This window comes from Pyxidicoccus sp. M15 (assembly GCF_056858435.1).
Map to the genome: position 1 here is coordinate 12,812,501 of NZ_CM166495.1, position 26,902 is coordinate 12,839,402.

Annotated in this window: 23 protein-coding genes; 8 read left to right on the plus strand and 15 right to left on the minus strand. The window is 70.1% G+C overall.

Annotated elements, in window-relative coordinates; all coding sequences use genetic code 11:
* Nucleotides 1–953 precede the first annotated feature (953 nt).
* The 3 genes from ACX9TP_RS47915 to ACX9TP_RS47925 form a co-directional block, all read right to left on the minus strand.
* Complete coding sequence (locus tag ACX9TP_RS47915; protein ID WP_482977437.1) at nucleotides 954–1,670, minus strand: sterol desaturase family protein; 717 nt, start codon at nucleotides 1,668–1,670, stop codon at nucleotides 954–956.
* A 23-nt stretch (nucleotides 1,671–1,693) separates the two neighbouring features.
* Nucleotides 1,694–2,200, minus strand: a complete 507-nt coding sequence (gene def / locus ACX9TP_RS47920; protein ID WP_482977438.1) for a peptide deformylase — start codon at nucleotides 2,198–2,200, stop codon at nucleotides 1,694–1,696.
* A gap of 135 nt (nucleotides 2,201–2,335) precedes the next feature.
* Nucleotides 2,336–3,697: a hypothetical protein gene (locus tag ACX9TP_RS47925; RefSeq protein WP_482977439.1), complete on the minus strand. Its 1,362-nt coding sequence runs from the start codon at nucleotides 3,695–3,697 to the stop codon at nucleotides 2,336–2,338.
* A gap of 158 nt (nucleotides 3,698–3,855) precedes the next feature.
* Here ACX9TP_RS47925 and ACX9TP_RS47930 point away from each other — a divergent pair, with 158 nt between their 5' ends.
* Nucleotides 3,856–4,338 carry a nuclear transport factor 2 family protein gene (locus ACX9TP_RS47930; protein ID WP_482977440.1) on the plus strand — a complete coding sequence of 161 codons (483 nt, stop codon included), beginning with the start codon at nucleotides 3,856–3,858 and terminating at the stop codon, nucleotides 4,336–4,338.
* Between the two features lies 1 nt (nucleotide 4,339).
* On the opposite strand, the gene ACX9TP_RS47935 is transcribed toward ACX9TP_RS47930, so the two are convergent.
* Nucleotides 4,340–4,768, minus strand: a complete 429-nt coding sequence (locus ACX9TP_RS47935; protein WP_482977441.1) for a hypothetical protein — start codon at nucleotides 4,766–4,768, stop codon at nucleotides 4,340–4,342.
* Complete coding sequence (locus ACX9TP_RS47940) at nucleotides 4,765–5,226, minus strand: MarR family winged helix-turn-helix transcriptional regulator (protein WP_482977442.1); 462 nt, start codon at nucleotides 5,224–5,226, stop codon at nucleotides 4,765–4,767. The genes ACX9TP_RS47935 and ACX9TP_RS47940 overlap by 4 nt, the downstream gene beginning before the upstream one ends.
* 88 nt (nucleotides 5,227–5,314) lie before the next feature.
* Here ACX9TP_RS47940 and ACX9TP_RS47945 point away from each other — a divergent pair, with 88 nt between their 5' ends.
* Nucleotides 5,315–5,968: a hypothetical protein gene (locus tag ACX9TP_RS47945; RefSeq protein WP_482977443.1), complete on the plus strand. Its 654-nt coding sequence runs from the start codon at nucleotides 5,315–5,317 to the stop codon at nucleotides 5,966–5,968.
* An 18-nt stretch (nucleotides 5,969–5,986) separates the two neighbouring features.
* Here ACX9TP_RS47945 and ACX9TP_RS47950 read toward each other — a convergent pair whose 3' ends face one another.
* The 4 genes from ACX9TP_RS47950 to ACX9TP_RS47965 all read right to left on the minus strand — a co-directional run bounded on the left by ACX9TP_RS47950 (nucleotide 5,987) and on the right by ACX9TP_RS47965 (nucleotide 10,326).
* Entirely contained in the window at nucleotides 5,987–7,444 is a 1,458-nt protein-coding gene (locus tag ACX9TP_RS47950) for a hypothetical protein (RefSeq protein ID WP_482977444.1), read from the minus strand.
* A gap of 316 nt (nucleotides 7,445–7,760) precedes the next feature.
* Nucleotides 7,761–8,390 (minus strand): hypothetical protein, encoded by a 630-nt coding sequence (locus ACX9TP_RS47955; RefSeq protein WP_482977445.1) that lies wholly within the window; start codon nucleotides 8,388–8,390, stop codon nucleotides 7,761–7,763.
* A 209-nt stretch (nucleotides 8,391–8,599) separates the two neighbouring features.
* Nucleotides 8,600–9,217 (minus strand): DUF2378 family protein, encoded by a 618-nt coding sequence (locus ACX9TP_RS47960; RefSeq protein WP_482977446.1) that lies wholly within the window; start codon nucleotides 9,215–9,217, stop codon nucleotides 8,600–8,602.
* Nucleotides 9,214–10,326, minus strand: a complete 1,113-nt coding sequence (locus tag ACX9TP_RS47965; protein ID WP_482977447.1) for a 3-oxoacyl-ACP synthase III family protein — start codon at nucleotides 10,324–10,326, stop codon at nucleotides 9,214–9,216. The genes ACX9TP_RS47960 and ACX9TP_RS47965 overlap by 4 nt, the downstream gene beginning before the upstream one ends.
* 541 nt (nucleotides 10,327–10,867) lie before the next feature.
* Here ACX9TP_RS47965 and ACX9TP_RS47970 point away from each other — a divergent pair.
* Nucleotides 10,868–12,565 carry an MASE1 domain-containing protein gene (locus ACX9TP_RS47970; protein WP_482977448.1) on the plus strand — a complete coding sequence of 566 codons (1,698 nt, stop codon included), beginning with the start codon at nucleotides 10,868–10,870 and terminating at the stop codon, nucleotides 12,563–12,565.
* 136 nt (nucleotides 12,566–12,701) lie between these two features.
* On the opposite strand, the gene ACX9TP_RS47975 is transcribed toward ACX9TP_RS47970, so the two are convergent.
* The 3 genes from ACX9TP_RS47975 to ACX9TP_RS47985 form a co-directional block, all read right to left on the minus strand.
* Nucleotides 12,702–13,217 (minus strand): hypothetical protein, encoded by a 516-nt coding sequence (locus tag ACX9TP_RS47975; RefSeq protein ID WP_482977449.1) that lies wholly within the window; start codon nucleotides 13,215–13,217, stop codon nucleotides 12,702–12,704.
* A 456-nt stretch (nucleotides 13,218–13,673) separates the two neighbouring features.
* Entirely contained in the window at nucleotides 13,674–14,303 is a 630-nt protein-coding gene (locus ACX9TP_RS47980; RefSeq protein ID WP_482977450.1) for a vegetative protein, read from the minus strand.
* Nucleotides 14,304–14,427: 124 nt separating this feature from the next.
* On the minus strand, nucleotides 14,428–14,601 hold the full coding sequence (locus ACX9TP_RS47985; RefSeq protein WP_482977451.1) for a hypothetical protein: 174 nt from the start codon (nucleotides 14,599–14,601) through the stop codon (nucleotides 14,428–14,430).
* A gap of 236 nt (nucleotides 14,602–14,837) precedes the next feature.
* Here ACX9TP_RS47985 and ACX9TP_RS47990 point away from each other — a divergent pair, with 236 nt between their 5' ends.
* The 3 genes from ACX9TP_RS47990 to tkt all read left to right on the plus strand — a co-directional run bounded on the left by ACX9TP_RS47990 (nucleotide 14,838) and on the right by tkt (nucleotide 19,119).
* Complete coding sequence (locus tag ACX9TP_RS47990; RefSeq protein WP_482977452.1) at nucleotides 14,838–15,686, plus strand: AAA family ATPase; 849 nt, start codon at nucleotides 14,838–14,840, stop codon at nucleotides 15,684–15,686.
* A gap of 14 nt (nucleotides 15,687–15,700) precedes the next feature.
* Nucleotides 15,701–16,906, plus strand: coding sequence for a vWA domain-containing protein (locus tag ACX9TP_RS47995; RefSeq protein ID WP_482977453.1), 1,206 nt, complete (start codon nucleotides 15,701–15,703; stop codon nucleotides 16,904–16,906).
* Nucleotides 16,907–17,061: 155 nt separating this feature from the next.
* A complete protein-coding gene (gene tkt / locus ACX9TP_RS48000; RefSeq protein ID WP_482977454.1) occupies nucleotides 17,062–19,119 on the plus strand; it encodes a transketolase in 2,058 nt (685 codons plus the stop codon).
* Nucleotides 19,120–19,360: 241 nt separating this feature from the next.
* Here tkt and ACX9TP_RS48005 read toward each other — a convergent pair whose 3' ends face one another.
* The 3 genes from ACX9TP_RS48005 to ACX9TP_RS48015 all read right to left on the minus strand — a co-directional run bounded on the left by ACX9TP_RS48005 (nucleotide 19,361) and on the right by ACX9TP_RS48015 (nucleotide 23,134).
* On the minus strand, nucleotides 19,361–20,896 hold the full coding sequence (locus ACX9TP_RS48005) for a hypothetical protein (protein WP_482977455.1): 1,536 nt from the start codon (nucleotides 20,894–20,896) through the stop codon (nucleotides 19,361–19,363).
* Between the two features lie 213 nt (nucleotides 20,897–21,109).
* On the minus strand, nucleotides 21,110–22,003 hold the full coding sequence (gene truB / locus ACX9TP_RS48010) for a tRNA pseudouridine(55) synthase TruB (RefSeq protein WP_482977456.1): 894 nt from the start codon (nucleotides 22,001–22,003) through the stop codon (nucleotides 21,110–21,112).
* Nucleotides 22,004–22,015: 12 nt separating this feature from the next.
* On the minus strand, nucleotides 22,016–23,134 hold the full coding sequence (locus tag ACX9TP_RS48015) for an AAA family ATPase (protein ID WP_482977457.1): 1,119 nt from the start codon (nucleotides 23,132–23,134) through the stop codon (nucleotides 22,016–22,018).
* Nucleotides 23,135–23,370: 236 nt separating this feature from the next.
* Between ACX9TP_RS48015 and ACX9TP_RS48020 the strand changes: the two genes are divergently transcribed.
* Nucleotides 23,371–25,074 (plus strand): LVIVD repeat-containing protein, encoded by a 1,704-nt coding sequence (locus ACX9TP_RS48020; RefSeq protein WP_482977458.1) that lies wholly within the window; start codon nucleotides 23,371–23,373, stop codon nucleotides 25,072–25,074.
* Nucleotides 25,075–25,214: 140 nt separating this feature from the next.
* On the plus strand, nucleotides 25,215–26,837 hold the full coding sequence (locus ACX9TP_RS48025; RefSeq protein WP_482977459.1) for an LVIVD repeat-containing protein: 1,623 nt from the start codon (nucleotides 25,215–25,217) through the stop codon (nucleotides 26,835–26,837).
* Nucleotides 26,838–26,902: the final 65 nt, after the last annotated feature.

A 26,902-nucleotide genomic window follows, 5' to 3' on the forward strand; every position in this document is an offset into this window, starting at 1 on the left:
TTGGTTTTCAAAGACCGAGTCGCTTGTACCATCCGCGACTTTTTGTTACCGTTGCTGCTCTTGCTGCCTGCCGTTTCCAACCGGCGGGGCCGCATTCTTTATTCGAGTCCGCATCCGTTGTCAACTTCGACTTTTGCGTCCTCGTGGCCTCTCGAAGTCCTCAGCGCCGCCCAGTGGCTTCCGCTGTTTTCTTTCGAGGGGGCGCGGCTTCTACCGCTTCGCCGCCATCCCTGTCAACCGCTGCTTCGTTGACTTCCCCAACCGAGCCGCCCGTTCCACTTCTTCCCGGGCTTTTCTTCTGTCGGGGGAGCGGCTTCTACCACCGCCGCATCTTCTGTCAACTCGCTTCGTCGACCGCCGTATTCAATCTGTCGGTGCTGCTGTCCCGCCTCCGAAGTGCCTTCCGCGCCAGTGCGCGGGCTTCGGTGCGAGGGGCGCGGCTTCTACCACCACCGCGCTTCGAGTCAACCGCTACCTGCTGACTCTTTCTGCCGTCCTGCTCCCGGCGACTCCACCTGGCTGCTGCTGCCCGCCAGCGGGTTCGTCGAGTGGGGCGCGGCTTCTACCACCGCCGCTCCGTGGATCAACCTATTTGGTCGAGCCTTCGTATTTCTTCTGTTCGCCCCGGCGAGACGCTGAGATCAGCCGTTCGTTCGAGGGGCGCGGCTTCTACCACCACCGCGTTGAGGGTCAACAGGCTTCGTTGACCTTTTCTTCCTCCATTCGCCACCCGGCAGAGGCACCAGGGCGTCGAGCGGAGGTCCAGTTACTAACGCTTCGTGACGAGGGCGTCAAATCCTCTTGATCGAAGGTACAGGTCCCACCGTCGCAAAAAGGGATTTATGCAGCCCCTTCATGGGTGTGAACCCCCCGCCCCAGGACGCCGCATCCTCCAGCAAAATCCCCGGCTTGCCGCTCGGACAGCGACCGGGCAGGCCGCAACGGGCGTCCCGTCAGGCCCGGGGGCTCGAGGGCTCGGGATGATCTGCCCCGCTGGGAGCTCCCGGCCTCCAGGCGGTTCCGAAGAGCCAGTCCGAGAGCGGGAAGGTGATGTTGAAGTTGTACCGCTGCATCTTCGAGGGGTCGTGGTGCGCCTGGTGGTGGCGCCGCAGCCGCGCCATCAGTGGCAGCCGTGCCACGGGGTGCTCGGGCGGCAGGTGGTGGCAGAAGTGGAGCCACTCGTAGGTGAGGTAGTAGCCCACGGCCGAGGCCGCGAAGAGCCAGCCCACATTCGGTGAGACGAGCGCGAAGCACAGCGCCGCCAGCGGCGTGGCGATGGCCCCCAGGAAGAAGAGCAGCAGCACGGGCGGGAAGAGCACCATCTTCACGTCACGCGCGGACTCGTAGGCGAGCGCCTCGTGAGTGAAGAAGCGGTGGTGCTGCTCGGTGTGGCGCTGGAAGAGCAGCCCCAGCCCCCGGCGGCGGTGGTGCATGGGCCCTCGGTGGCCAAGGAACTCCACGACGTTCCCCAGCAGGAAGACCGCGGGCACCGTCAGCCACTCCAGGGGACGCACCGTGTCCAGCCGGGAGAGCGAGAAGCCGATGGCCGCCAGCGCGCCCACGCTGGTGAAGGCGAAGTGCGCCCTCCCCGAGTAGCGCGGGCCCACGTACTTCCGGCGGTACTCCTCCCGGAAGGTCGTCACCCGCTCGGGAATGGTGTGTGCGGCCATGGCTTCCCCCCGGTGTCCCGGTCCTAGCCCTTCTGCCGGGCCTTCGCCTTCTGGAGCTTCTGCATCCGTCCCAGGATGAGCGTGCGCTTGAGGCTGGACAGGTGGTCCACGAAGACGTGCCCGTCCAGGTGGTCGATTTCATGCTGCAGCACGTGGGCGAGCCGGCCTTCCGCCTCCAGCTCGTGCCACTCGCCCGTCCTGTCCTGGTAGCGCACCTTCACCCGGTGGAAGCGCGGGCACTTCTCCCACTCCCGGGGGACGGAGAGGCAGCCCTCCTCCATCGTCACGGGCTCCTTCTTCTCCAACATCTGCGGGTTGACGATTTCGAAGGACGTACCGTCCTCGCGTCCCACCAACGCCACGCGCAGCGGCTCGCCGACCTGGTTGGCGGCGATGCCGATGCCCTCTGCTTCCTTCATCGACTCGGCCATCTCCTCCAGCAGCTTCTGGAGCGGGGGGCCAAAGTCCGTCACGGGCTTCGTGGGCGAGGTGAGTACCTTGTGGGGCCAGATGACGATGTCGCGTGCCATGGACCCGAATCTGCCATGCACGCCCGGCCGCCGCCGCGCCATTCCGCATACCGACGGTCCGGCGGCGTACACCCCGGGCCTCCGGAACGCCGGGCCCCCACTCCCTCCCCAGGGGGCCCAGGCTTCCCTGGAGGGCTAGCGGGCCTCCGGGAGCAGCGCGCAGTAGAGCGACGAGAAGGGCAGCGAGGCCCTCCGGTACCGCACCGAGTTGCCCGAGTCGGCCCACTCCAGCCACACCACGTGCACCTGCGTTCCGCACCTTGAGGCGGCGATGGACGCCTCCCCCGAGTCCCCCGCCACCGTGCGGCTCAGGTTCTCCGCGGCCCCCAGCGCCAGGCCAAAGCCCGCCGTGGCCCGCGTGTAGACGTCCCGCTCGCCGAAGTAGCCCTCCGTCCAGACCAGCCGCACGCCCGAGCCCGCCGGAATCAGCCGCGCGTCCCGCGAGTCCGCCGCCGACGCGCTCACGTTCACCGGCGCGGCGAAGTTGGCGCCCCCGTCCAGGCTCACGGAGAGGTACACGTCCGACTCGTACCGCTCGGGCGTCTGGCCTACCCAGGACACGAACACCCGCGAGTCCCTCACCACGACTCTCGGGTCGAAGGCCGTGGCCGGGGCGTGGCTCACCTTCACCTCCGGGCCGAACGTTGCGCCCGCGTCCGTGCTCTTGCGAAGCCGCACCTCGCACGTGGGGAAGTCGCACTCGCTCCACACCACGTAGACGCTGTTGCCCAGCACCGCGAGCTCCTGCTGGTCGGACTCCGCGTCCGTGTCGGTGAGGCGGAGGATGGGCCCGAAGGTGACGCCGCCATCCGTGCTGCGCCGGAAGAAGAGGTCCGAGCCGTCGTTGGAGCCGCCGTCGTCCCACAGCACGTAGACGTTGTCCCCGCGCGCCGCCAGCTCCACGCCGCCATAGCGGCGGTTCTCGCTCAGGACGTCGAGGTCCGCGAAGACGTGCCCCGCCACCGGGCTGCGGATGAAGAGGACGTCGCCCACCTCGTCCTCCACCGAGCGGTACCAGTTCATGTAGACGTTGTCGCCGCTGGCCGCGAGACGCAGGCCGCCCTCGGAGTAGCTCGTCAGCTCCAGCACCGGGCCGAAGGTGGCGCCGCCGTCGTCGCTCGAGCGGAAGCGCAGGCCGCCCTCCACCCACGTCAGGTAGACGCGACTGCCCTGCGCGAGCACGCGCACGTCGCGCGCTTCATCCTCGGGGGTGATTCCGTCCTGGCTGAGGTTGCGCACCATGCCGAAGGTGGCGCCACCGTCCGCGCTGCGCCGGTAGTACACGTCCCCGGCCCCCGTGGCCGCGTCCACCCAGGCCACGTGCACGTCGGCGCCGAGCGCGGACACCTGGGGCTCCTGGTAGCCCGCCGCCGTCGTCGTCAGGCTGCGCGCCGGCGAGAAGACCTGTGCCCCCGCGCTTCCGGGCAGCACCGCCACCACCGTCACCGCCGCGGCCAGCAACGCCCCCACCGTGCCGCCGCGCTTCGGACTCCCCATGTGCCCCACCCCTCCCGGCGCCGCGCCATGCGGCGCTGTGTCGGGTGAGGTAAGGACGTGCCAACCGCCTGACAGCGTTCCCAGGGGCTGGCTCCCGCCCGCAGGTGAACGCCCGACAGTTGGCGCATGCGCACTGACAGGTCTGCTACACCTGCCGCATGCACCCGCACTCCCAGCTCATCACGGACTTCTACACCGCGTTCCAGCGGCGCGACGCGAAGGCCATGGCCGCCTGCTACCACCCGGACGTCGAGTTCTCCGACGAGGTCTTCGTCGGCCTGCGCCACGGAGGAGTCACCTCCATGTGGAGCATGCTCTGCGAGCGCGGCAAGGACCTGCAGCTCACCTTCCGCGACGTCCAGGCCGATGACCGCACCGGCCGCGCCCACTGGGACGCGCACTACACCTTCAGCGGCACTGGCCGGAAGGTCATCAACCGCATCGACGCCGAGTTCGAGTTCCGCGACGGGAAGATTGTCCGCCACCTCGACCGCTTCGACTTCCATGCGTGGGCACGTCAGGCCCTGGGGCCCATGGGACTGCTGCTCGGATGGACCCCGCTGCTGAAGAACAAGGTCCGCTCCCAGGCGCGGGGGGCGCTGGACAAGTTCATGAAGGAGCGCGGCGTCCAGGGGCCGTGAGTCACCGCAGCGGAGCCACGTCCGGCGCCACCCAGCCGGCTCGCGCCGCCTGCGAGTCCAGCGTCTCCTTGCGGTAGTGCCGGTCCAGGAGGCGCGAGTCGGTCAGCTCCGGCCTCGCCTCCAGGAAGGCGTCGAAGGACGTGAGGCCCGGGGCCGCGTCCAGCCCCGCCTGCACCAGCTCCGCCCAGGCCCGGGTGAGCGTCTCGTGGTACTTGCCCGTCGCTCCGAGCGCCGCCGCGTAGCGCTGGATGAGGCCGCGCACCTGCTCCAGACCAGACTCGAAGCCGTGCTCGCGCAGGCACAGCCAGGCCAGCCGCACGTGCTCGCGGTGCCGGAAGGCCTCGCCCGGGTAGGTGGCCGCCTCCACCGCCGCGAGGAAGTCCGCGTCCGTCATCTGCCCTTGCTGCATGCGTGCCGCCGGTGCGCTCATCCGCCACCTCCCTTTGTGCGTGACTTCCGTTTCGGAAGGGCCGCCTCCCCTGCCTCCGCGAGGGCCGCGAGCCCCTTCTTCAGTGCCTCCACGTCCCGCGCCGACAGCCCCTCCAGCGCCGCCGCCTCCAGCGCCTCCAGGTGCCGGTGCACCCGGGTCGCCAGCGTCCGGCCCGCCGCCGTCAGCGACACCTGGAACGAGCGCCGGTCCTCGGGCCGCAGCTCCCTGCGCACCAGCCGCTTCGCCTCCAGCCGGTCCACGTAGCTGGTGAGCGTGGAGCGCTTGTGCGCGAAGGCCGCGTGCAGCTCGCCCAGCGAGGTGTCTCCCACCTCCAGCAGGTATGCCAGCAGGTGGGCCTCGCCCTGGGACACGTCCAGCGGGGGCTCGGCCCCTTCGAGGAACAGACCGATGCGGTGCGTGGCGCGGTGCACGTCCAGGACCAGGCGGAGCGGCTTCATGCTCCCTTGCATAACACATGCTCCGATTTCGGAAGTTCCGAATTCGTAATAATCATCCGGCGGGCCTGGATGCTCTATCCTCCGGGTCATGACGCCTCCCGAGAACGAGAACCTGGACGTGCTGGACCTCTGGCTCCTGGAAGTCGCCATGGAGCTGCCCACGCCCCTGCACATGCTCGCGGAGCCGAGTCCCCACGTCGCGCTTCACATGCCGGATGACCCGCGCTTCTCCCGCGAGGAGCTGTGCGAGCGCCTGTCCTTCCTCTCCGAGCGCGGCTTCATCCGCGTGCACGAGATGCCGGATGGACTGGAGGAGCTGTACTCGCCGGAGCAGATTTCCCGTGCCATCGACGCGCGCCGGAACCGCTCCTACTTCGGCTATTCGCTCACCCCCGAGGGTGGCGCCGCGTGGGAGCGGCAAGCCCGTCCCGACTGGAGCCGCTACGTCAACGCAGGGGAGGAGCCCACTCCCGATGGAGGCCCGGACGCGTGGGTCATCGAAGCCGCGAGCCTCGAGGCCGCCGAGGAGGAAGTGCGCTTCCACGAGGCGCTCGGCGACGGGAACCAGCCCGTTCACGCGTCGAAGCGCGGCGAGGAGCTGGTCCCCTGGCAGGTCACCTACTGGAAGACGCTGCCTCGCGGCTACCGGCTCCACTACACCACCGTGCCCGTGCCTCGGGACGTGCAGCGGATGATGGCCGTGCCCGCTCGGGCTCCCTGGTACACGCGCGCGCGGCTGTGACTTTTTCGTGCTTCGTGCTCACGCGTCCGTGGGCTCGAGGTGCTGGATGCGCAACGGGCCGTGGCCCTCTTCACGGGCCAGCCTCGCCTTGCAGCGCAGGTTCCCCATCCAGTCGAGGAACCGCAGGTCCACCGCTCCATCCTCGTGCAGCAGCAGCGAGCCGTAGCCGTTGTTGCCCAGCTCCGGACGGACTCCCGTCCACTCCGGGAAGCGGGGGGCGGACTCCAGGAAGCGCAGGGGCGCGGGGGCGAGGCCTCCCGGCTCCACCCTGGGTACTGGCAGGCCTCCGTGTCCGAGGCTCGCTCCGACGAAGGGCAGCTTCGGTCCATGGTCGAAGAGCGCTCCGTAGGGCGTGCTGCCCCAGCACCACAGGTCCACCCGGGACTCGTCCACCACCAGCGCCTTCAGGTCCTCCAGCAGGGGTGAGGTTCCCTTCACTCCATACCGGTACGGGGCTCCGTGGCTCAGCAGGATGTTCACCGCTCCCCGCCGGCGTCCCTCCGCGAGCACCGTGTCCAGCCAGCCCAACAGCTCCGCATCCCGGTGCCGGCCCGGCTCGAAGTACGCCGTGTCCAGACCGATGAGCTGGAAACGCTCCGAGGCGACACAGAAGTAGCTGCCCTCCTGCACCTGGCGGGTCCTCGCGGCGCCCCGGCGCTCGTCCAGGTAGCGGAAATAGGGCGAACCTCCCGAGCGCATCTCCGCGCTCGCGTTCAGCGTCAGCAGCGTCGTCACCGGCAGGAGCGACTCCAGTGGCTCGGCCACGTGCGCGTCGAACTCTCCCTGCCGGCCCGCGTAGTACACGCCGCCCAGGTGCACCGCGTACTCCAGGCGCTCGCCTCGCATGAGGAGCTGCCGGGTCAGGTAGCGCGCGGGGTACTCCCCCGTGCCGAAGTCCGAGAAGAGGGCCACCTCCACGGGCTTGCCGGGCGCGGGGGCGCGCAGTGGATAGCGGAAGCGACTGGGGTGGCGCTCGCTGTCGTGTCTCCGGAAGGGGGCTTTCGGCACGGTGGTGCCTCGCAGCCACGCCTTGCCCGTGAAGAGCAGCCAGCCTCGCAGGTCCGCCACCGGCTCGAACTTCGTGCGCGACGGGTCGATGGGGATTTCGTCTGTCATCAGCGGGAAGCGGAAGTCCGGGGGCAGCCGCACCGACGCCTTCGCTTGAAACGGCGGATGCCGCAGCGCCTGAAGCGCCGCCTCCGGCTCGCGCAGCGCCTGCTCTGCTTCCTGGAGCACTCGCGCGAAGTCGAGCTCCGATATCGGCGCGCCCAGGCTCGCTCGCGCCAGGTGCAGCACCTCCTCGGGCTCGCTCAGGAAGCGGGCTCGCAGCGCATCGAGCTCTTCGGGCTCGAGCGGAGACAGCTCCTGCGCTTCCGCCTCGGCTGCGGGCTGCGATGCCGGGCCGCGCCCGTGCCGTGAGGCCGTTGGCGCCCGATACCCGAGCGCCGTGAAGAGCTCCATCCGCTTGCGGTCCATGGCGCGCATCATCCCCCGGTCCACCGACAGGGGAAATGGTGCGCCCGTCCCAGGGCGATGGCCCGCCCCGTCGCACCGACGGTGCCCGTCCGTGCCCACCTCGGGCGATAGGAGAACAGTGCGCCGTCCCAGCACCCTCGCACCGACGCTGCCCATCCGTGCCCGGCTCGGGCGACTGGAGAATGGTGCGCCCGTCCGTGCCCACCTCGGGCGATAGAAGAACAGTGCGCCCGTCCCAGCACCCTCGCACCGACGCTGCCCGCCCCGGGCGGACCGGAGGCGGGCCTTCCTTCGTGGCGAGCCGGAGCGCCCGGGCCTACGGCTCGGCCGCGGCGGCGAGCTCGGCGGCCTCGCGCTCCTCCCACTCCTCGCGCTCCTCTCGCGCGTCACGGCGGCGGTCGTCACGGAAGGCGTACAGCGTGTAGTACGAGCCCGTCGCATACCCGGGCAGCTGGAACGGGTTGAACACGCTCGTGCTGGACACCGTGCCTCCCTCGAAGCCTCGCGGCACGTCCACCAACTTCAGCGCGCACCCGGCCAGCACCAGCCCCGCCTCGGGCACGTCGTTGCTCACCAGCGTGCACGTGCCCGACGCCGTGAACTTCCCGTCCGGCAGGTTGAAGCGCGCGTAGAAGGGCACCTGCTGCCCCGCCGGGAAGGTGAAGTCCGTCAGCCTCACGCACGCCGTCGCCGAGCCCACCCGCTTGCGGCCCTCGAACACCACCTGCCCATCCCGGATGCTGTGCAGCGGCACGTAGACACTCCCGCCCAACCGCACGTTCACCGCGAAGGGCGCCTCCGCGCACACCGCCGGGTCCGGAGGCGACGCCGGGTCCTCCTCCGTGCGGAACTGGTACACCACCTCGCCGGCCCGGGCCTCGGAGGCCACCGACACCAGCGCCAGCATCCCCAGCATCACCACTGCACCACCCTGCATACGCGACATGGAGTTCTCCATCCGGACCGCGGGGTTGTTTCAGTCGCCTGCCGCGACACCTCCAGCACACGGACACACCTCTCCCGTGCGCCCGCCCCTCCCTTCTCGGGAAGCGGGACGTTGAATCCTTCGAGCACCAGGGCCGCCCTACCGCTCCGGGCAGACCCTTCCCACCTTCCGCCCCGTGAAGGGCGGGAGCCGCGCACCCTCGCGGGCCGCTACTGCCAGGACAGCGTGTACTCGGTGTCCAGCGGCCCCGTCTGCCGGCCGTGGACCTCCACCTGCTTGCCGCCCACCGCCTCGATGGCCGCCTGCAGCGTGCCCTCGTGGTAGGCCGGCGGCATGAAGTCGCGCTTCATGAAGAAGACGCCCGTCTTGTCTCCCGTCCAGTTCACCCCGCGCTCGCCGTAGCTCACCGCCGCCCGGTAGCCGGCGTGCAGGTTGCCCACCAGCCGCTTCGGGCTGTCCGACGCCAGCAGCAGCAGCGTCTTGCCCGCCGCCGACGACAGGAAGTCCTGCGTCGCCACCACGCCCATGCGCCGCAGCGCCCCGTCGAAGCCGCCGTACTTGGGGCCCATCAGCTGCGCCGCCGAGAAGGCCAGCCGGAGGAATGCCGCCACCGGGTAGTTGAAGAAGTCGATGAACTTCTTCTCCCCGCTCGCCGCCAGGCAGCGCTCCACCGCCGCGTCTCCGCCCAGCACCTTCACCGCCGCCACCACGCCGTTGAAGAACAGCCCGCGCGCCGTGTCGTCCTTCGTGGCCAGCGCCAGCCGCGTCTCCAAATCCTTGGAGACGCTCGCATCCAGCCCTTCGACAGGTCTGCCCTTGTCGCTCATAGCCTCACCAATTGCGCGCCGTAGTGGATGTTCGCTCCCACCGCCGCCACCACCACCAGGTCACCACTGCCCAGCTTCACCCGCCCCGCTTCCAGGTCCTCCGCCATCAGGATGAGCATCCCCGCCGCGGAGGTGTTGCCGTACCGGTCCACGTTGCATGCCACAGCCTCGGGGGGAAGTCCGGCTCGGTCGACGAAGGCGTCCATCACCCGCTTGTTCGGCTGGTGGAAATAGTAGCGCTTCACCTGGGCGCGCATGTCCGGACGCGGGTCCAGAATCGTGTCGAGGCACTTCTGCATGTACTCCGGATAACTGCGGGCCACCTTGAAGCCGTCCACCACGAAGGCCATGTCCGCCGGCCGCATCCGCCCCGGCTGGTAGGGCAGCTTCAGCACGCCACCGCCCTTGCGGATGACCAGGTCCCCATGCGCATTGCCCGAGAAGGAGGCGAGGATTCCCTCGCTCCCCGCCTCGCCCGGCTTCGACTGGAGCACCACCGCGCCCGCCCCGTCGCCGAAGACGTACATGGACAGGTAGCCCTGGAGCGCGCGGTTGCGCCCGGGGCCGGGCGGCAGCTCGTCCGTGTACACCTCCCGGTTCACCAGCGGCGACGTGAAGGCCGAGGCCACCACCGCCACCGTGCGGAAGCGCCCGCCCTCCATCATCTTCTTCACCAGGTCCAACACGTACGGCGTGCCACCACACCCGTCGTCTATCAGCAGCGCGAAGGCGTCCTCGCGCAGCTCCAGCCGCCGGTGCAGCTCCATGGCGTCGTGGTTGAAGTGCGGCGCGTCCGGCGTGCAGGTGACGACGAAGAGCGCGTCCAGCTCGCCCGCCGCCACGCCGGACTGCGCCAGCGCCTTCTTCAGCGCCACCTCGCACATGTCCGTGTTGTTCGCCGGGTAGAAGTGGCCGTCGTTCTCCGGCGGCGGCACCGCGCGGCCCGTCACCTCGTCGATGTCCCAGAGGAAGCGCCGCTCGCGGACACCAATCTTCTCTTCGATGCGCTCCGCCGGCCACCCGGGGATGGCCTTCGCGATGCGCGCGTTGCTCACAATCCGTGAAGGAACGAAGGCACCGGCACCGACAACACAGACATTGGATGTCATTTCATGGCCCCGTCATTCCACAGCCAGACTGGATGGAAGGATTTCCCTGCCTTCATGCGGTTGAGCAGGATCCAGGCCACTTTCGAAGTCATTGAAATGACATTGATTCGGCACCGTCGGGCGATTCACTCGTGAAGCATCCCATGTCCGGATGAGCCTGTAAGTGGCCGGACTTCCTGAAGTGGACACTATACTTCAAGAATGAAGTATCAGGGGATGAGAATGAAGCACAGCCTGAGGGGTTTTCCCCTCTCAGTGAGCACCTCATTCACCCGGGGTGTCGGCCCACACTCGCGAGGCCGTGACACACCGGGGTATTCGTGACGCTGAAGCCCTGGCGACTTCGCGTGTGGCCGGCTGGCGGCCTCTACCCTGGGTGATTGCGGCGACGGGCCCCGGTTGGATCTCTCCTTCCCACGCAGGACGTCCGCCCCTCCCTCGAGTCCGCTTCCTGGCTCGAGAGCGCCGTGCAAGGCTCGGCGGCACGGCAGTGGCTCCGGGAACGGCCCCCCCGGAGCGGGAGTCAGGCGGAACCACGCGCGTGCTCACATCCAGGTTCAATTCGCGCAGGTGGTGGCCGCTCGCGCGGCTCGTGCTCCTCGCGGTGGCCTATGGGGTGTCCGCCACGCTGGGGGGACTGCTCGTCCTCCCTCCCGAGAATGTCTCCGCGATGTGGCCCCCCAGCGGCGTGGCGCTCGCGGGGCTCCTGCTCACCCGGTACCGGGAGTGGCCGGCCCTGCTGCTGGCGTCCCTCCTCGCGGCGACCTACGCCTTCCACGAGGACTGGGGAAAGCTGCCGAACGTGCTGGGCATCGCCGGAGGCAACCTCCTGGAGGCGGCGCTGGGGGCCTTCCTCCTGCGCAGGCTGGTGCGCTTCCGCCCTTCCATGGACCGGGTGCGGGACGTGCTGGGGCTGGTGGGGCTGGCGGCGCTCGGCAGCTGCGCGCTCGGCGCCACGGTGGGCATGGGCCTGCTCATGATGCGCGTGCCGCCGGGGACGCTGGACTTCTGGCCCACCTGGCGCGTGTTCTGGATTGGCGATGCCATGGGCGTCCTGGTGGTGGCGCCGCTGCTGCTCACCTGGCTGTCGGGCAGCACGGCCCAATGGACGCCCCGGCGCGGCGGGGAGCTGGCGGCGCTGCTGGTGGGCCTGGGTGTGGCCACGCACCTGGTGTTCCGCACTCCGCCCCCCGCGGCCCCGGAGGTCGTCGCCTTCCACCCGATGACGTACCTGGCCTTCCCCTTCCTGCTGTGGGCCGCGCTGCGCTTCGAGGCCCGCGGCTCCGCGCTGGCCACCGCGGTGCTGTCCACCGTGGCCCTCTGGCACACCGCCCATGGCTGCGGCCCCTTCGCCCTGGCGGCATGGCACAACCTCAGCCTCGCCTACCTCCAGTCATTCCTCGCCGCCGCCAGCATGTCCGGCCTGCTGCTGGCCAGCGCGCTCGGCGAGCGGCGCCGCGCTCAGGACGAGGTGAGCCACCTGAACCAGGAGCTGCGTGAGTCGCTGCGCACGCTGGCGGTGACGCAGGCGGAGCTGGTGCGGCGCGAGCGCATGGCCGCGCTCGGAGAGCTGAGCGCCACCGTGGCCCACGAGGTGCGCAACCCGCTGGGCGCCATCTCCAACGCCGTGGCGGCGCTGCGCCGGCTGGCGCCCAAGGCCATGGTCGGCCCCGCGGGCACCATGCTGGACATCATGGACGAGGAGGTGCGGCGGCTGGACCTCATCGTCAATGACTTGCTCGACTTCGCGCGCCCCATGGAGCCCCGGCTGCAGCCCCAGCCGCTGCCTCCCGTGGTGGAGGGTGCGCTGAGCGCGTCCCTGCGCTCCGGCCCCGCGCACATCACCGTCTCCCGCGCCGTGGACGAGAGCCTGCCGCCCGTCGCCGTGGACCCGCAGCTGCTCCACGTGGCGCTCACCAACCTCTTCACCAATGCCATGCAGGCCATGCCCGGCGGCGGCACCCTCACCGCGAAGCTCGAGCCCGACACGCGCGCGGGCGCGCCGCATGCCCGGCTCACCATCTCCGATACCGGGCACGGCATGGCCCCGGAGGTGCGGGCGCGCATCTTCGAGCCCTTCTTCACCACGCGCGCCAGCGGTACCGGGCTGGGGCTCGCCATCGTCCGGCGCATCGTCGACAGCCACCATGGCGAGGTGTCCGTCCACAGCACCGTGGGCCAGGGCACCACCTTCACCGTGTGGCTGCCGTATGCCGGCCAGGTGCCCGTGCCGGGGTGAGGGCTGCTCGCCCTCGGGGGCCCTGCCCGGGCGCCTCACTCCTGAAGGAGCGGGCCGCCACCCGGGCGAGGACCGGTGCCACCGCACGTCCCCCTCCTTCATCCGGAAGGGGGACGCGCCGGTCGCGCTCCGTGACTCAGAACGGGATGTTGTCGTCGTCGCCCGGAGGGGGGATGTCGTCGTCCCCGAAGCCTCCGCTACCACCCCGGCCGCCACCACCACCGCCGCCGTAGCTCTCACCGCCGCCACCACCGCCGCCCTGCTGACGCGCCATCTCCGCCTCGATGGCGGCGAGGAGCTGGCGCTCCTTGTCGTGCCAGCGCGACTTGCTCGGGTCGTTCAGCGAGCGCCGCGCGCCATTGGCGTAGAACTCGAGGTCTCCCATGCTCGCGCCCACGACCGGGGCGCCCTTGCTGCGGCCGTAGTTGGGGAAGACCATTCCGTCTCCGCCACCACCACCGCCGCCGCCCGCCGGGGCCGCCGCACGGCGCGGAGCCGCGGACGCCGCGTCCGGCGCGCTGCCAATCGACATCTCTCCCAGCTTCAGCGTGAAGCCCTCGGCGTTCTTGAACGCCGTGCCCACGCGCACCTGTTCCACACGTCCATCGGGACGCCGCACCGCCACGGTGACCGGATAGCCTTGCTCGCTCATGCGGCCCGAATCCCATTCCGCCCGGGCACTGTCAACGACGGCGCGCGCACCGATGTCCGGCATCCGGCCCGCTCGCCTGGACAGGAACGCGGGTGTCCCCCGGCCGCTTCACGGAAGGCCACTTCCGGCGGCCCGGCAGGACGGGACACCGTCCCTCCGGTGACGGTGCGGACTGGATGCTCCAGGTCCAGCATCCGCACCGGGATGTGCCGGTGGCCGGGACGGGCTGAAGACCGGGAGGGAACCGCCGGCGCCAGGACGCGCGGGAGCCGGAATGTGGCTGTCGCCGGGATGCGTCGACCGCCAGGACGCACCCGCAGCTGGGAACTGCTGGCAACCGGGAACCGCCGGCCCCCAGGACACGCTGGGGCCGGGACTCGCCGCCCGCCGAGCTGCACTGCCCACCAGGAGCGCCGCCACACCGTTGGCGGGCAGCGCTCACGGAACGGCCGCGCCTCAGTGCAGGGACACCTTGTCGCTCTTGCCCTTCTTGCGCACCCACGCCTTGGGCTTGGGCGGCGCAGCGGGCGGGGACGCCTTCTTCGGCGTGGCCTCCCGCAGCGCCTTGCTCGCGGCGCGTCCGCGCGGCAGCTTCACCTCACGCACGGACTGCGGCTTCGCGTCGTCCACCCACTCGGCCGGCCGGCGGTTGGTGCGCATCAGCAGCCGCAGCTTCTGGTAGTGCGCCGAGCAGTAGCCCTTCGAGCGGCTCGGACGCTTGCAGCCCATGACGGCGCAGGCCCGGGTGCCCTCCTCCACTCGCGCGCGCTTCACCGCCGCCGGCGCCTTCGCCATCGTGGCCCGGCCCGCGGCTCCGTCGGCCAGCGGCCGGCCGCGCTTCGCCGCGCCCCGCTTCGCCTTCGCCACGCCCCGCTTCGCCGCGGGCTCCGGAATCGCCACGGGCGTCCGCACTCCCGCCATCGCGCCAAGACGGCTGGTCAGTGGCGCCAGGCGGAACGTCGCCGAGCGCAGCATCTCCAGGGCATCCAGGCCTTCTTCCAGGCGCCGCACCGCGGTCTGCAACGGGGCCAGCTGCGCCTGAAGCTCGCTCCGGAAGATGTCCCCAAGGGCTTTCGCAAGGTCCATTGGCCCCAGGATACACGCCGACCCATGTCTCGGGCGTGAAATCCATTGCAGACGTCACGCCAACGGTTGGCCAGCGGGCGAAGCCATACATCCCGCCCGGTGGGGCTGCCGGAGGAGAACCCCTTCAGCCCCGGGCGCTGGGCGCCTTCGGAGCCACGGGCCGCGTCTCCGTCATCGAGTCCGCGGGGTGCGTCGCCGGACGCTCGGGCGGCAGGGTGGCCGCCGTCACGCCACAGGCGCGCAGCGCCATGGAGAGTGCCCACACGACCAGCAGTGTCGGAACGAACGGGTGACCCACGACCGCCTCCCAGGAAAGAACCTGCCCGACTCCAGAACGTGCCCGATGGTTTTCCTTGGAAAACGCCATCAGGCCGTTTCCTTCATACGTACGAGCCTACGGTTCCGGTCTGACGTGCCCGAGAGGGCGGGGAGTCCCTTTGGCGAGGCGCGGGGAAGCCCTCGGGAGCCCGGCGCCCGGGCCGGGTGGCAGGCGGCCCCCCGCGGTAGCGGCGTGGATGTTAAAGGAGGCGGGACATGACTCCGGTTCCCACCCCCGTCCGCTTCCGAGGCACCGATTCCTACCTGACCAACGAGGGGCTCCAGGCCGCCGTCAACTGCGCGTTGACGCTGCAACGCCCGCTGCTCGTGAAGGGGGAGCCCGGGACGGGCAAGACGCTGCTGGCCGAGGCCATTGCCCAGTCCCTGGGCCACCGGCTGCTCACCTGGCACGTGAAGAGCACCACCCGCGCGCAGGACGGCCTCTACGTCTACGACACCGTGCAGCGCCTGTATGACTCGCGCTTCGGCGACGGCGACGTGCGCGACATCCGCCGCTACATCAAGATGGGCCCGCTGGGCGAGGCGTTCTCCGCCCCCGAGCGCGTCGTCCTCCTCATCGACGAGGTGGACAAGGCGGACCTCGAGTTCCCCAACGATTTGCTCCACGAGCTGGACCGGATGCGCTTCCGCGTCACCGAGACGGGCGACGAGGTGGCCGCGAAGCACCGCCCCGTGGTGGTGATTACGTCCAACAACGAGAAGGAGCTGCCGGACGCCTTCCTGCGCCGCTGCGTCTTCCACTTCATCGACTTCCCCGACGCGGAGCTCATGCGCCGCATCGTCGCCGTGCACCACCCCGGGCTGGAGGCCACGCTCACGGAGCAGGCGCTGAAGGTCTTCTACGAGCTGCGCGCCTTCACCCGCCTGCGCAAGCGGCCCTCCACCAGCGAGCTCATCGACTGGATTGCGGTGCTCAAGTCCCAGGGCGTCACCGACCTGAAGCTGGATGAGAACCTGCCCTTCCTGGGCGCCCTGCTGAAGAAGGAGCAGGACCTGGTCTCCGTGGCGGAGGCCTTCGGGCGCGGCCGGCGTCCTCGGGCCTAGAGAGGAAAGGCGCCATGTTCCTGCCATTCTTCTACGAGCTGCGCAGGCGCGGGGTGAAGGTGGGCGCGCAGGAGGCGCTCGCGCTCGCGGGGGCGCTCCAGGCGGGCCTGCACGACAGCAGCCTGGATGGCTTCTACCACGTGGCGCGCGCGCTCCTCGTCCACTCGGAGACGCAGCTCGACACGTTCGACCAGGCGTTCCTCGCGCACTTCAAGGGCGTGGAGACCGCGGGCCTGGAGCTGACGCAGGAGCTCTTGTCCTGGCTGGAGGAGGCCCGGGAGCGGCGGGATTTGTCCCCCGAGGAGATTGCGCTCCTGGAGCAGCTGGACCCGGAGGAGATTCGCCGGATGTTCGAGGAGCGCCTGCGCGAGCAGCAGGAGCGTCACGACGGCGGCAACCGGTGGATTGGCACCGGGGGCACGTCTCCCTTCGGCAACGGCGGCTTCGCTCGCGAGGGCATCCGCGTGGGCGGCAAGGGCGGCCGGCAGGGCGCGGCGCTGATGCAGGCGGGCGCGCGCAGGTACGCGGGCTACCGCGATGACCTGGTGCTGGACACGCGGCAGCTCGCGGTGGCGCTGCGCAAGCTGCGGGCCTTCGCTCGCGACGGCGCTCCGGACGAATTGGACGTGGACGAGTCCATTGCCGCCACCGCGAAGAACGCGGGCGAGCTGGAGGTGGTGGTGCGCCCGCCGCGCCGGCCCAACACGCGCGTGGTGCTGGCCATGGACGTGGGCGGCTCCATGGACCCGTACGCCGCGGTGATGAGCCGGCTGTTCAGCGCGGCGAGCCACGCGACGCACTTCAAGGAACTGCGCATCTATTACTTCCACAACTGCGTCTACGGAAAGCTCTACGCCACGCCCCAGCTCACCGGCGGCATGACGGTGCCGGAGCTGACCGCGCAGGTGGGCCGGCACCACAAGCTGGTCATGGTGGGCGACGCCTCCATGGCCCCGTACGAGCTGTCCATCCGCACCGACGCGGACGGGCACTACAAGGCGGACGGGCTGGAAGGGCTGACGTGGATGATGCAGCTGGCCCAGCACTTCGAGCGCAACGTGTGGCTCAACCCCGAGCCGATGGGCACGTGGCGCTCGGGCACCATTTCCGTCCTGGCCCGCGTCTTCCCCATGTTCCCCCTCACCGTGGAGGGCCTGGGCGAGGCCGTGACGCACCTGACGCGCGGGCGCACCGTGAAGGGCGTGGCGGCGCGCAGATAGGGCGGCGGGCCGCATTCCCCTGCCCCACGGGGCAGGAATTCCCCATGCCCCGTGGACTGCCGGACGGCCTGGGGGGCGGGCTCGCGTTTCGTGCGGCGTTCCGGCACAGGTTACGGCATGGTGCGCCGCACGCGAGCGGGAACGCGAGGACACCCATGACGACCGACAAGCAGGACGTGCTGGCCATCAACACCATCCGCACCCTGGCCATGGATGCGGTGCAGCAGGCCCACTCGGGCCACCCGGGGGCGCCCATGTCCCTGGCCCCCGTGGCGTATCAGCTCTGGCAGCAGGAGCTGCGCTACGACCCGTCCCACCCCATCTGGCCGGACCGCGACAGGTTCATCCTCTCCAACGGCCATGCCTCCATGCTGCTGTACGCGCTGCTCCACCTCGCCGGCGTGAAGCGCGTCACCCGGGAGTACACCGTCGAGGACGCCCCCACCGTCTCGCTCGACGACATCAAGAAGTTCCGCCAGCTCGACTCGTCCACCCCCGGCCACCCGGAGTACCGGTGGACCAGCGGCGTGGAGACCACCACCGGCCCCCTGGGCCAGGGCGTCTCCAACAGCGTGGGCATGGCCATCGCCAGCCGGTGGCTCGCCGGGCACTTCAACCGCCCCGGCTTCGAGATGTTCAGCTACGACGTCTACGCCATCTGCGGCGACGGCGACCTGATGGAAGGCGTCGCCTCCGAGGCGGCCTCCGTCGCCGGCCACCTCCAGCTGCCCAACCTCTGCTGGATCTACGACTCCAACCACATCTCCATCGACGGCAGCACCGACCTGGCCTTCACCGAGGACGTGGGCCGCCGCTTCGAGGGCTACGGCTGGCGCGTCATCCACGTGGCGGACGCCAACGACCTCAACGCCATGGGCGAGGCCCTGCGCACCTTCAAGACGTTGCGCGGCAAGCCCACGCTCATCATCGTCACCACGCAGATTGCCTTCGGCGCGCCCAAGCTCCAGGGCTCCGCGAAGGCCCACGGCGAGCCGCTGGGCGACGAGGAAATCAAGGGCACCAAGCGCAACTACGGCTGGCCCGAGGACGCGAAGTTCCTCGTCCCCGACGGCGTGCGCGAGCGCTTCCAGGAGCGCATGGGCAACCGCGGCAAGCAGCTGCGCGATGCGTGGAATCAGCGCTTCGCCGAGTACCGCAAGCAGTTCCCCGACCTGGCCGACCAGCTGGAGCGGATGCAGCGCCGCGACATGCCCCAGGGCTGGGACTCGGAGCTGCCGACGTTCCCCGCCGACGCCAAGGGCATGGCCACCCGCGAGTCCAGCGGCAAGGTGCTCAACGCCGTGGCGAAGCACTACCCGTGGATGGTGGGCGGCTCGGCGGACCTCAACCCGTCCACGAAGACGTACATCAATGGCTCCGAGTCGATGAAGCCCGGGGAGTACGCCGGCCGCAACATCCACTTCGGCGTGCGCGAGCACGCGATGGGCTCCATCGTCAATGGCCTGTGCCTGAGCAAGCTGCGCGGCTACGGCGCCACGTTCCTCATCTTCAGTGACTACCAGCGCCCCGCCATCCGCCTGTCCGCGCTGATGGAGCTGCCCGCGCTGCACATCTTCACGCACGACTCCATCGGCCTGGGCGAGGACGGGCCCACGCACCAGCCGGTGGAGCAGCTGGCCTCCCTGCGCGCGATTCCGGGCATCATCGTGCTGCGCCCCGGTGACGCGAACGAGGTGGTGGAGGCGTGGCGGGTGATTGGCGAGCAGCGCAAGCACCCGGTGGTGCTCGTGCTGACGCGGCAGCCGGTGCCCACGCTGGACCGGAGCAAGTACGGCGCGGCGTCCGGCGTGAAGCGCGGCGGCTACGTTCTGGCGGACGCGGAGGGCGGCAAGCCGGAGCTCATCCTCATCGGCACGGGCAGCGAGGTGTCGCTGGTCCTGGACGCGCACGACAAGCTCAAGGCCGAGGGCATCAAGTCCCGCGTGGTGAGCCTGCCGTCGTGGGAGCTGTTCGAGCAGCAGCCCCAGGAGTACCAGGACAGCGTGCTGCCTCCGGGCGTGAAGGCCCGCGTCGCGGTGGAGAAGGCCGCCGCCTTCGGCTGGGAGCGCTGGGTGGGCCACGCCGGCAGCGTCATCGCCATGCGCAGCTTCGGCGCGTCCGCCCCCATCAAGGCCCTGCAGCAGAAGTTCGGCTTCACCGTGGACAACGTGGTGCAGGTGTCGAAGGACACGCTGGCGAAGGCGAAGAAGTAGGCGCTCGCTCCGCGGACAGGCGCTGAAAAAGACAGGGCCTCGAACCGTCCCCCAACGGTTCGAGGCCCTCGCATTTCGTGAGACTGAAGCAACAGGGTGTCCCGGACCGCCCCCCGGCAACCCGGGCACCCTTCGAAATCCCCCCCAACAAAGAACTCCTGGCTCGCTCACGCCGCGGGACTTGCGGCCCCCCGCATCCCGGCCCCCGCCGGGTTCCCGCGACGTGAGTCCACCAGGAAACTCAGGCCGTGATGTGCGTGGGACGGTGCAGCGGCGCACCCACGCTGTTCATCTCGCGCAGCATCCGCTGGAAGTCCGAGTTCGCGATGCCCGTGCTGCCCGAGGCCATCGCCTTGGTGGCGTACTTCTCGTAGATGTCGAGCACCTTGCGCGCGTCCGGCCCGAGCCGGCTGTAGTTGTCGCGCACCCACTTCTGCAGGTCCGCGAACTCCACACCCGCCGCCTGGCCGTCGTGGTCGGCCACGCCGGACTTGATGGCCGCCGTCAGGTCCTTCGCGGAGATGCGGCCGTTCTTCACGTCCAGCTTCTCCAGGGCGTTGCGCATGGAGTCGTCGCGGAACGTCTTGAACTGGCCCGCGTCCTTCACCATCTTGTCGAACTGGCCCTGCGACAGGCCGGCCGCGCCCGCGCTCTTCGCGTACTTCTCGTAGGTGGCCAGCACCTTCTTCGCCTCGGGCGTGAGGCGGTCCTTGTTCTCGCGGGCCCAGTTCTGGAACTCGCGCAGCTCGGACGTGGTGGAGTGGCCGTCCGTGTCGGACACGCCCTCCTTGATGGCGTCCAGCATGTCCTCGCCGGAGATGGAGCCGTGCTCCTTGTCCAGCTTCGCCAGGGCCTTGCGCGCGCTGGCGTCACCGCTCACCTCGCGGAACTCCTTCTTCATCGCGGCCCAGTCGGCGCTGGAGAGGTCCTTGCTGCCGGTCGCCAGCGACTTCGTCGCGTGCTTCTCGAAGGACTTGAGCACGTCCTTCGCCTCGGGAGACAGCTTCGCGCTGTTGTTCTTCGCCCAGTCGCGGAAGGCGTTGAGCTCGGCCTTGGTGTTGCCGTCCTTGTCCTTCACGCCACTCTCGATGGCGCGGGCCATGTCGCGGCCGGAGATGGGCGCCGGCAGCTTGTCCAGCTTCGCAAGCGTGCGCTTCGCGCCCTGGTCACCGACCTTGGCCATCTCCGCGAGCATCTTCTGGCTGTCCGCCTGGGAGATGCCCGTCTCGCCGCGCGCCTGCGACTGCGCCGCGTACTTGGAGTAGATGTCCATCACCTGCTTCGCCTCGGGCGTCATCCGGCCGGCGTTCTTCTGCGCCCACTCGGAGAAGGCGCGGTACTCACCCGAGGCCGCCTGGCCGTCCAGGTCCGCCGTGCCGTTCTTGATGGCGTCCGCCATCTCCTCGGCGCTGACGGGGCCCTTCGACTGGTCCAGCTTGTTCAGCTCCACCAGCGCGCTCAGGTCCAGCGGCTGCCAGCAGCCGCCCGGCTTCGTCGGCACCGGCGTGCCGCAGTGGCCACCGGGGAACGGCGAGGGCGGCGGGAAGGGGAACGGCGACGGCCGCGGGAACGGCGACGGCCGCGGGAACGGCGACGGGTGGTGCGGGAAGTGGCCGTGGTCCGACGGGAAGCAGCCGCCGGCGACGATGCTCTGGCGGGGCTCCGGCTGGGCCGTCCTCACCGGCACGGTGGTCGGCTTCGTGAGCGTCGGGGTGGTGCGGGCGACGGGGCCGCGGACGGCCGGGGCGACGAGGTTCGTGGGGATTCGGGTGGTCATTTGGATCTCCGTGTTGGAGCGTGGTGACCATCCCCATTGCGCGCAGCGTGCCACACACCTGCCCCCGTGGCCTCACCTTCACTCCCTCGTCTTTTCAAGGGGTTGGACGCATATGGGTGCTTCCGGAGGGCCCCAGGGGGGTGGTGACAACAGTCACCACCGATGACACCTGTCATCACCCCGGAGTCGGGGGGTGGTGACGGCAGTCACCATTCACAGCCCTCCGCGAAGCTCGCTCTCACTCCACAGCGCGCCGCCCCGCTCGCGGAGGAGGAACGTGAGCCGGCCTTGATGGAAGCCTCGCACCGGGGCCTCCGGGTCGGGGAAGCCCGGCGGCGGTCTCCAGTCCGGAGGCTGGGTGGCTCCCAGGGGGATGCCTCGCTCGCGGCGCAGTTCGCCGACCTCCAGGTCCGTCAGCAGGCGTGCGCGGCCCCAGGGGAGCAGCTCGCGTCCGTGCAGTCCGACTCGCTGCCCCGGCGGCGGGTCCTCCCACGGGCCTATCGCGGTGCGCTTCAGGGCCGACAGGTGCGCGCCGCAGCCGAGCACCCGGCCCACATCCCTTGCGAGCGAGCGCACGTAGTAGCCGCCGCGGCAGGTCAGCAGCAGCCGGCTCGAATGCGGCAGCGCGTGGGACAGCCACCGCGCCTGGTGCAGGTACACGCGGGACGGGGGCAACTCCACCACCTCGCCCCGGTGGGCCTTCCGGTACGCCGGCTCTCCTCCCACCTTCTTCGCACTGGTCGCCGGGGGCACCTGCTCCTGCCAGCCCACGAAGCGCTCGAGCACCGCGTCCAGTGACTCGGGGGTGAGCGCGGACGTGTCTCCGTGCATCACCGGCTTGCCGTGCAGATCTCCAGTGTCCGTTTCCGTGCCCCACACCACGTCGGCCTCGTACGTCTTGGGCACGGCGTGGAGCAGCTCGAACAGCCGCGTGGCCCCGCCCACCAGCACGAGCAACAGCCCTTCCGCGAACGGGTCCAGCGTGCCGCCATGACACACCGGCACACGCTTGCCCGGCTTCGCCCGCGTCTCCTCCAGGAACGACTGCACCACCGAGAAGCTCGTGGGGCCCACCGGCTTGTGGACCCGATAGATGCCGGGAGTCATGCGCCGCCCACCTCAGTCCTCCTCACCCGTCGACTGCTCCACCACCTCCGTGGCGCCTCCGGGCTTCACCAGGTGCACCGGCGCGCAATGTGAGCGCTCCGCCACCACCCTCGCCAGCGGCTCCGCGTGCGTCGTCACCCATATCTGGCTGTGCTTCGCCGCGCGCGTGATGAGCCGGCCCAGCGGCTCCAGCAGGTCCGGGTGCAGGCTCGTCTCCGGCTCGTTCAGCGCCAGGAAGGGCGGCGGCCGCGGGCTCAACAGCGCCGCCAGCAGGCACAGGTAGCGCAACGTCCCGTCCGACAGCTCCGCCGCGCCCATTGGCCGCATCAGCCCCGGCATGTGCAGGTACAGGCTGAAGCGTCCCTCCGGCGAGCGCACCTCCAGCCGCGAGCCCGGAAACGCATCCTCCAGCCCCTGCTCCAGCGCGCGGGAGTCGCCAATCTCCAGGATGGTCATCAGCGCCGCGGCCAGGTCCCTGCCGTCATGCGACAGCACCGGCGTGCGCACGCCCACCTGCGGGTGCCGCATGGGCGCATCCGGGTCCGTGCGGAACTGGTGGTAGAAGCGCCACGCTCGCAGCGTGCGCTGCACCTCCGCCAGGCGTGGGAAGCGATGCGGCTCGGCGAGCTGGTCCATCACCGACTCCGCGCTCCAGAGCTGCGTGGGGAACGTCACCCGCGTCCCCTCCGCGTCCCGCAGGAAGGCCGTGCGGTCCTTGCGCTCCATCAGCACCACCTTGCGCCCTCCCGAGAAGGCCCACAGGTGCTCCTCCTTCACCTCCGGGTCCAGCGCGAAGTGCCCCGCTTCCCCCGGCACTGGCGGGACGATGCCGCAGCTCAGCTCGTACGCCACGTCCCCCAGCTCCACGCCCACCGTCATCCGCACGGGCTTCTTCCCCTCGCGCGGGCCCGCCCACAGCACGCTCGGCGTGCCGCCCTCCTCCGCCAGCGTGCGCGCCAGCCGCCCCTCCGCCGCCGCCACCAGGAGGTACAGCGCGCGGTACAGGTTCGTCTTCCCGCTGCCGTTGGGTCCGACAATCACATTCACCGGCCCCAGCTCCAATGACAGCCGCCGCACCGAGCGGTAGCCGGCGATTTCCAGGCGCGTGATGGGCCAGGCGCGAGAGAGCATGCCCTGCTCCATCGCATCTTCCGGCCGTGATGACGACCCCCAACCCACGCCCGGCGCCCACGTTGCAATGACAGGACCAACCCGGGCCGGAAGCGCCGTCGGCCACGCTCGCGGCGGAGTTCCTGCTCACGGCGCAAATATTCCAACCGGCACGCAGCTATGCCGGGCCCGCGAAGACGTATCCGCTCTGGCGACCCGCGACTCGGACGGGACGCCTCTTTCGCGAGGCCACATCCATGACGTCTTTTCCACGCTCGCCGTGGGCGCTGCTGTGCACCGGCGCCCTGTACCTGTTCGCGCTCTCGGGCTGTACCGATGACCCACCCGACCCGGACCCCGTGAAGGACGCGGGGACGTCCGACTCCGGCACCGCGGAGGACGCGGGCTCCGGGGACGCGGGTCCGGAGGACTCCGGCACTCCCGACGCGGGCCCGGAGCCCTGGGATGGCGGCTACACCGTGCTCCCGGAGACGGGGAACTGGGTGGACCGCGGCCCGTATGCGCCGTGTGCCTTCGACGCCGTGGGCGCCCCGGGCACCGTCGCCTGCGATGACCTGTCCCGCTATGACTTGTCGCGGTGCTCACCGGATGCGCTCGCCACCGTCGAGCCGCACGGCATCTACATGACCGACCTGCGCACGGAGCGGCGCCTGGCTGACGGCGGCACCCGTATCAGCCCCGCCTTCACCCGCTTCCAGCTCCGCTCCGATGGAGGCCCCGACACGATGTCCAGCGCGCCGCTCACCCGGCGGCAGACGGATGGCGGGACGTTCTTCGTCGTCGGAGAGAATCCCTTCAGCGGCATCGTGACGGCGCTCGCGGGCTGCCAGGTGCCATCGCCCGGAATCATCACCGGCTGCTTCACCCGCTGCGTCGACGGGACGTATTCGGGGACAGGCACCTTCGAGGCCCACAACCTGGCGGCCCATCCGGGCGAGACCGAGTCCTCCGGCGGACTCGAGCTCCTCTCCGAGTCCTTCGTCGCGCTGGGCCTGCCCGCGGACGTCTACGTCGCGAAGCGCCACGCGTATGTCGTCTCATTCAACGAGGCCGGCGTCGACGGTGGGCTCACCGTCTTCGACGTGAGCGACCCGCGACACCCCATCTTCAAGGCGTCCATCAGCCTGCCCGGAGACAGCTACTGGAACGGTGTCTGGGCGAAGGAGGATGCCCTCTACATCGCGAGCCTGAACTCGGGCCTGCTCGTCTATGACATCACGGACCCGGGGAAGCCGGAGTTCGTGCGCAGCTTCGCCGCGGGCCCCGAGGGCGTGCACACCGTGCTCGTGGACGGAAACCGGCTCTATGCCATGTCGCTGGACAGCTCGACGCTGGTGTTCGACGTCACGACTCCGCTGAGCCCCGTGCTGCTCCAGAGCATCGCCCTACCCGTGGAGCTCTCGTCCGGAGGCCCCCATGACGCCTTCGCGTACGAGGGCCGCCTCTACGTCAGCAACGGGTTTGGCGGCCTGTCCGTCATGGACGTCACCGACCTGGAGAACGTGCGGCACCTGGGCCAGTTCGTCCACGGCGGCGGCGCCTACGCGCACCACAGCGAGGTGGGCACCTTCGCCGGCCGCACGATTGCCTTCGAAGGCGGCGAGACGAACGGCGCCCACCTGCGGGTGCTCGACGTCACCGACCCCGCGCACATCGTGAAGATGGGCGAGTTCCGCCTCCGGCCCGTCACCTCCATCCACAACTTCCTCCTCCGGGGCACGCGGCTGTACGTCGCCTGGTACCTGGAGGGGCTGCGCGTGCTGGACGTGTCCAACCCCACGAAGCCGAGGCAGGTCGCCCACTACAACACCTTCCGGGGAACCGACCCCGGACGGACGGACAACCTCCTCCAGGGCGCCTACGGCATCCGCGTGCCCGGTGACGGGGCCGTGTACCTCGTGGACTCCTCGCGCGGCCTGCTCATCTTCAACGAGCCGTAGCCGCGCGGTGGAAGCGGGCACCTGTCCGCCCGCTTCCACCTCGGGCGGTGCGTCGCTTCCCGGCACACCCGAGGGCTCCTAAGCTCCTGCGCCATGCGCCCGCCGGCCGGTGGTGGGCAGAAGAGAAGAGGACCTGTCCCATGCCTGTTCGTGCCGTGCGACTGCTGCTCGCGCTCGCCTGTGTCGCGTCGCTGTCCGCCTGCTCGACGGAGCCGGAGGCCACACCGCAGCCGCAACCCGACCCGGACGCCCTCCCCTACGACGGCCCCTGGACGCCGCTGCAGGAGAGCGGCGAGTGGGTGGACCCCGGCCCCTTCGCCGATTGCTCCGTGCGCTCCAGCACCTCCGCCGAGTGTGGCACCCAGTCCGCCTTCGACCTGTCGCGCTGTGACAGCGCCTCGCTCGCGGGGCTGGAGCGCGAGGGCGCCATCTACCGCGCGGAGATTCGCTACGAGGTCCCCAAGAGCACGGGCGGCGTGAGTGCCGCCCCGGGCAACGGCGGCTTCCAGCTCGACGCAGCCGGGCAGCCCCTGAGCGTCATGGGGCAGGCGAGCTCCCTGATGTCCCGCGTGGACACCGGGACGTTCATCGTCTCGTCCCTGCAGGTGGCCGCCGGCAATGCCACGGACCGATTCACCTTCGCAGGCTGCAAGGCGACGGGGCCGCGCACACTCACCGGTTGCCTGGCGTGGTGCCGCAACGGCCAGCTGCGCTACGGCGCCACCTTCCGCGCCGAGCGCATGACGTGGCGCGAGGGCGAGTCAGAGTCCTCCGGCCTCCAGCGCGTCTCCGAGTCCCGCGTGGACCGCGGCCTCCCCGTGGACGTGTACGTCACCAAGGGCCATGCCTACGTCGTCTCCGTTCCCAGCCGGGGGCGGCCCGGCGGCCTCACCGTCTTCGACGTGAGTGACGCGCGCAATCCCGTGCAGCGCGTGTCCCTGGACCAGCCCAATGACAATTACTGGAATGGCGTGTGGGCGAAGGACGACGCGCTCTACATCGCCAGCGGCGTGGCGGGCGTGCTCGTCTATGACATCACCGACCCGGCCCATCCCGCCTTCGTGCGCAGAGCCAGGGTTCCCGGCTTCAACAGCACGCTCAACGTGCACACCGTGTTCGTGGACGGAAGCCGCCTCTACGCCATGGCACCCTCGATTCGCGAGACGCTCGTCTTCGACCTCGCCAACCCGCTCGAGCCCCAGCTGGTCATGCGCTACGCCTACCCCAGAGGGACGGGCTACCCGCATGACGCCTTCGCGTACGACGGCCGGCTCTACATCAACCACACCGAGGACGGCTTCCTCGCCGTGGACGTGACGGGCACGGCACCGACGCTGCTGGGCAAGTACACCTACGGGTACTCGTACAGCCACGCCAACGCGGTGGGGACATTCAACGGCCGCACCGTCGCGTTCGAGGGTGGCGAGACACTCGGCGCGCACCTGCGCGTGCTGGACGTCACGAATCCCGCCGGCATCGCGAAGGTGGGCGAGTACAAGCTGCGCGGCCTCACGTCGATTCACAACCTGGTGCTGCGGGGCACGCGCCTGTACGTCGCGTACTACCACGAGGGCGTGCGCGTGCTCGACGTGGCGGACCCCACGCAGCCCCGCGAGGTGGCGTACTTCAACACCTTCCGCGAGGCGGACCCGAGACGCGCGGACGGCATGTTCGAGGGGGCCATTGGCATGCGCGTGCCCGGTGATGGACATATCTACGTGGTGGATACGTCGCGCGGACTGCTCCTCTTCGATGAGCCGTAGACAGCCGGGCTTCCCGGCGGCACACCGTCCTCTCTACACTGGGAGTCCTGGTGGCCCGTGGGCCG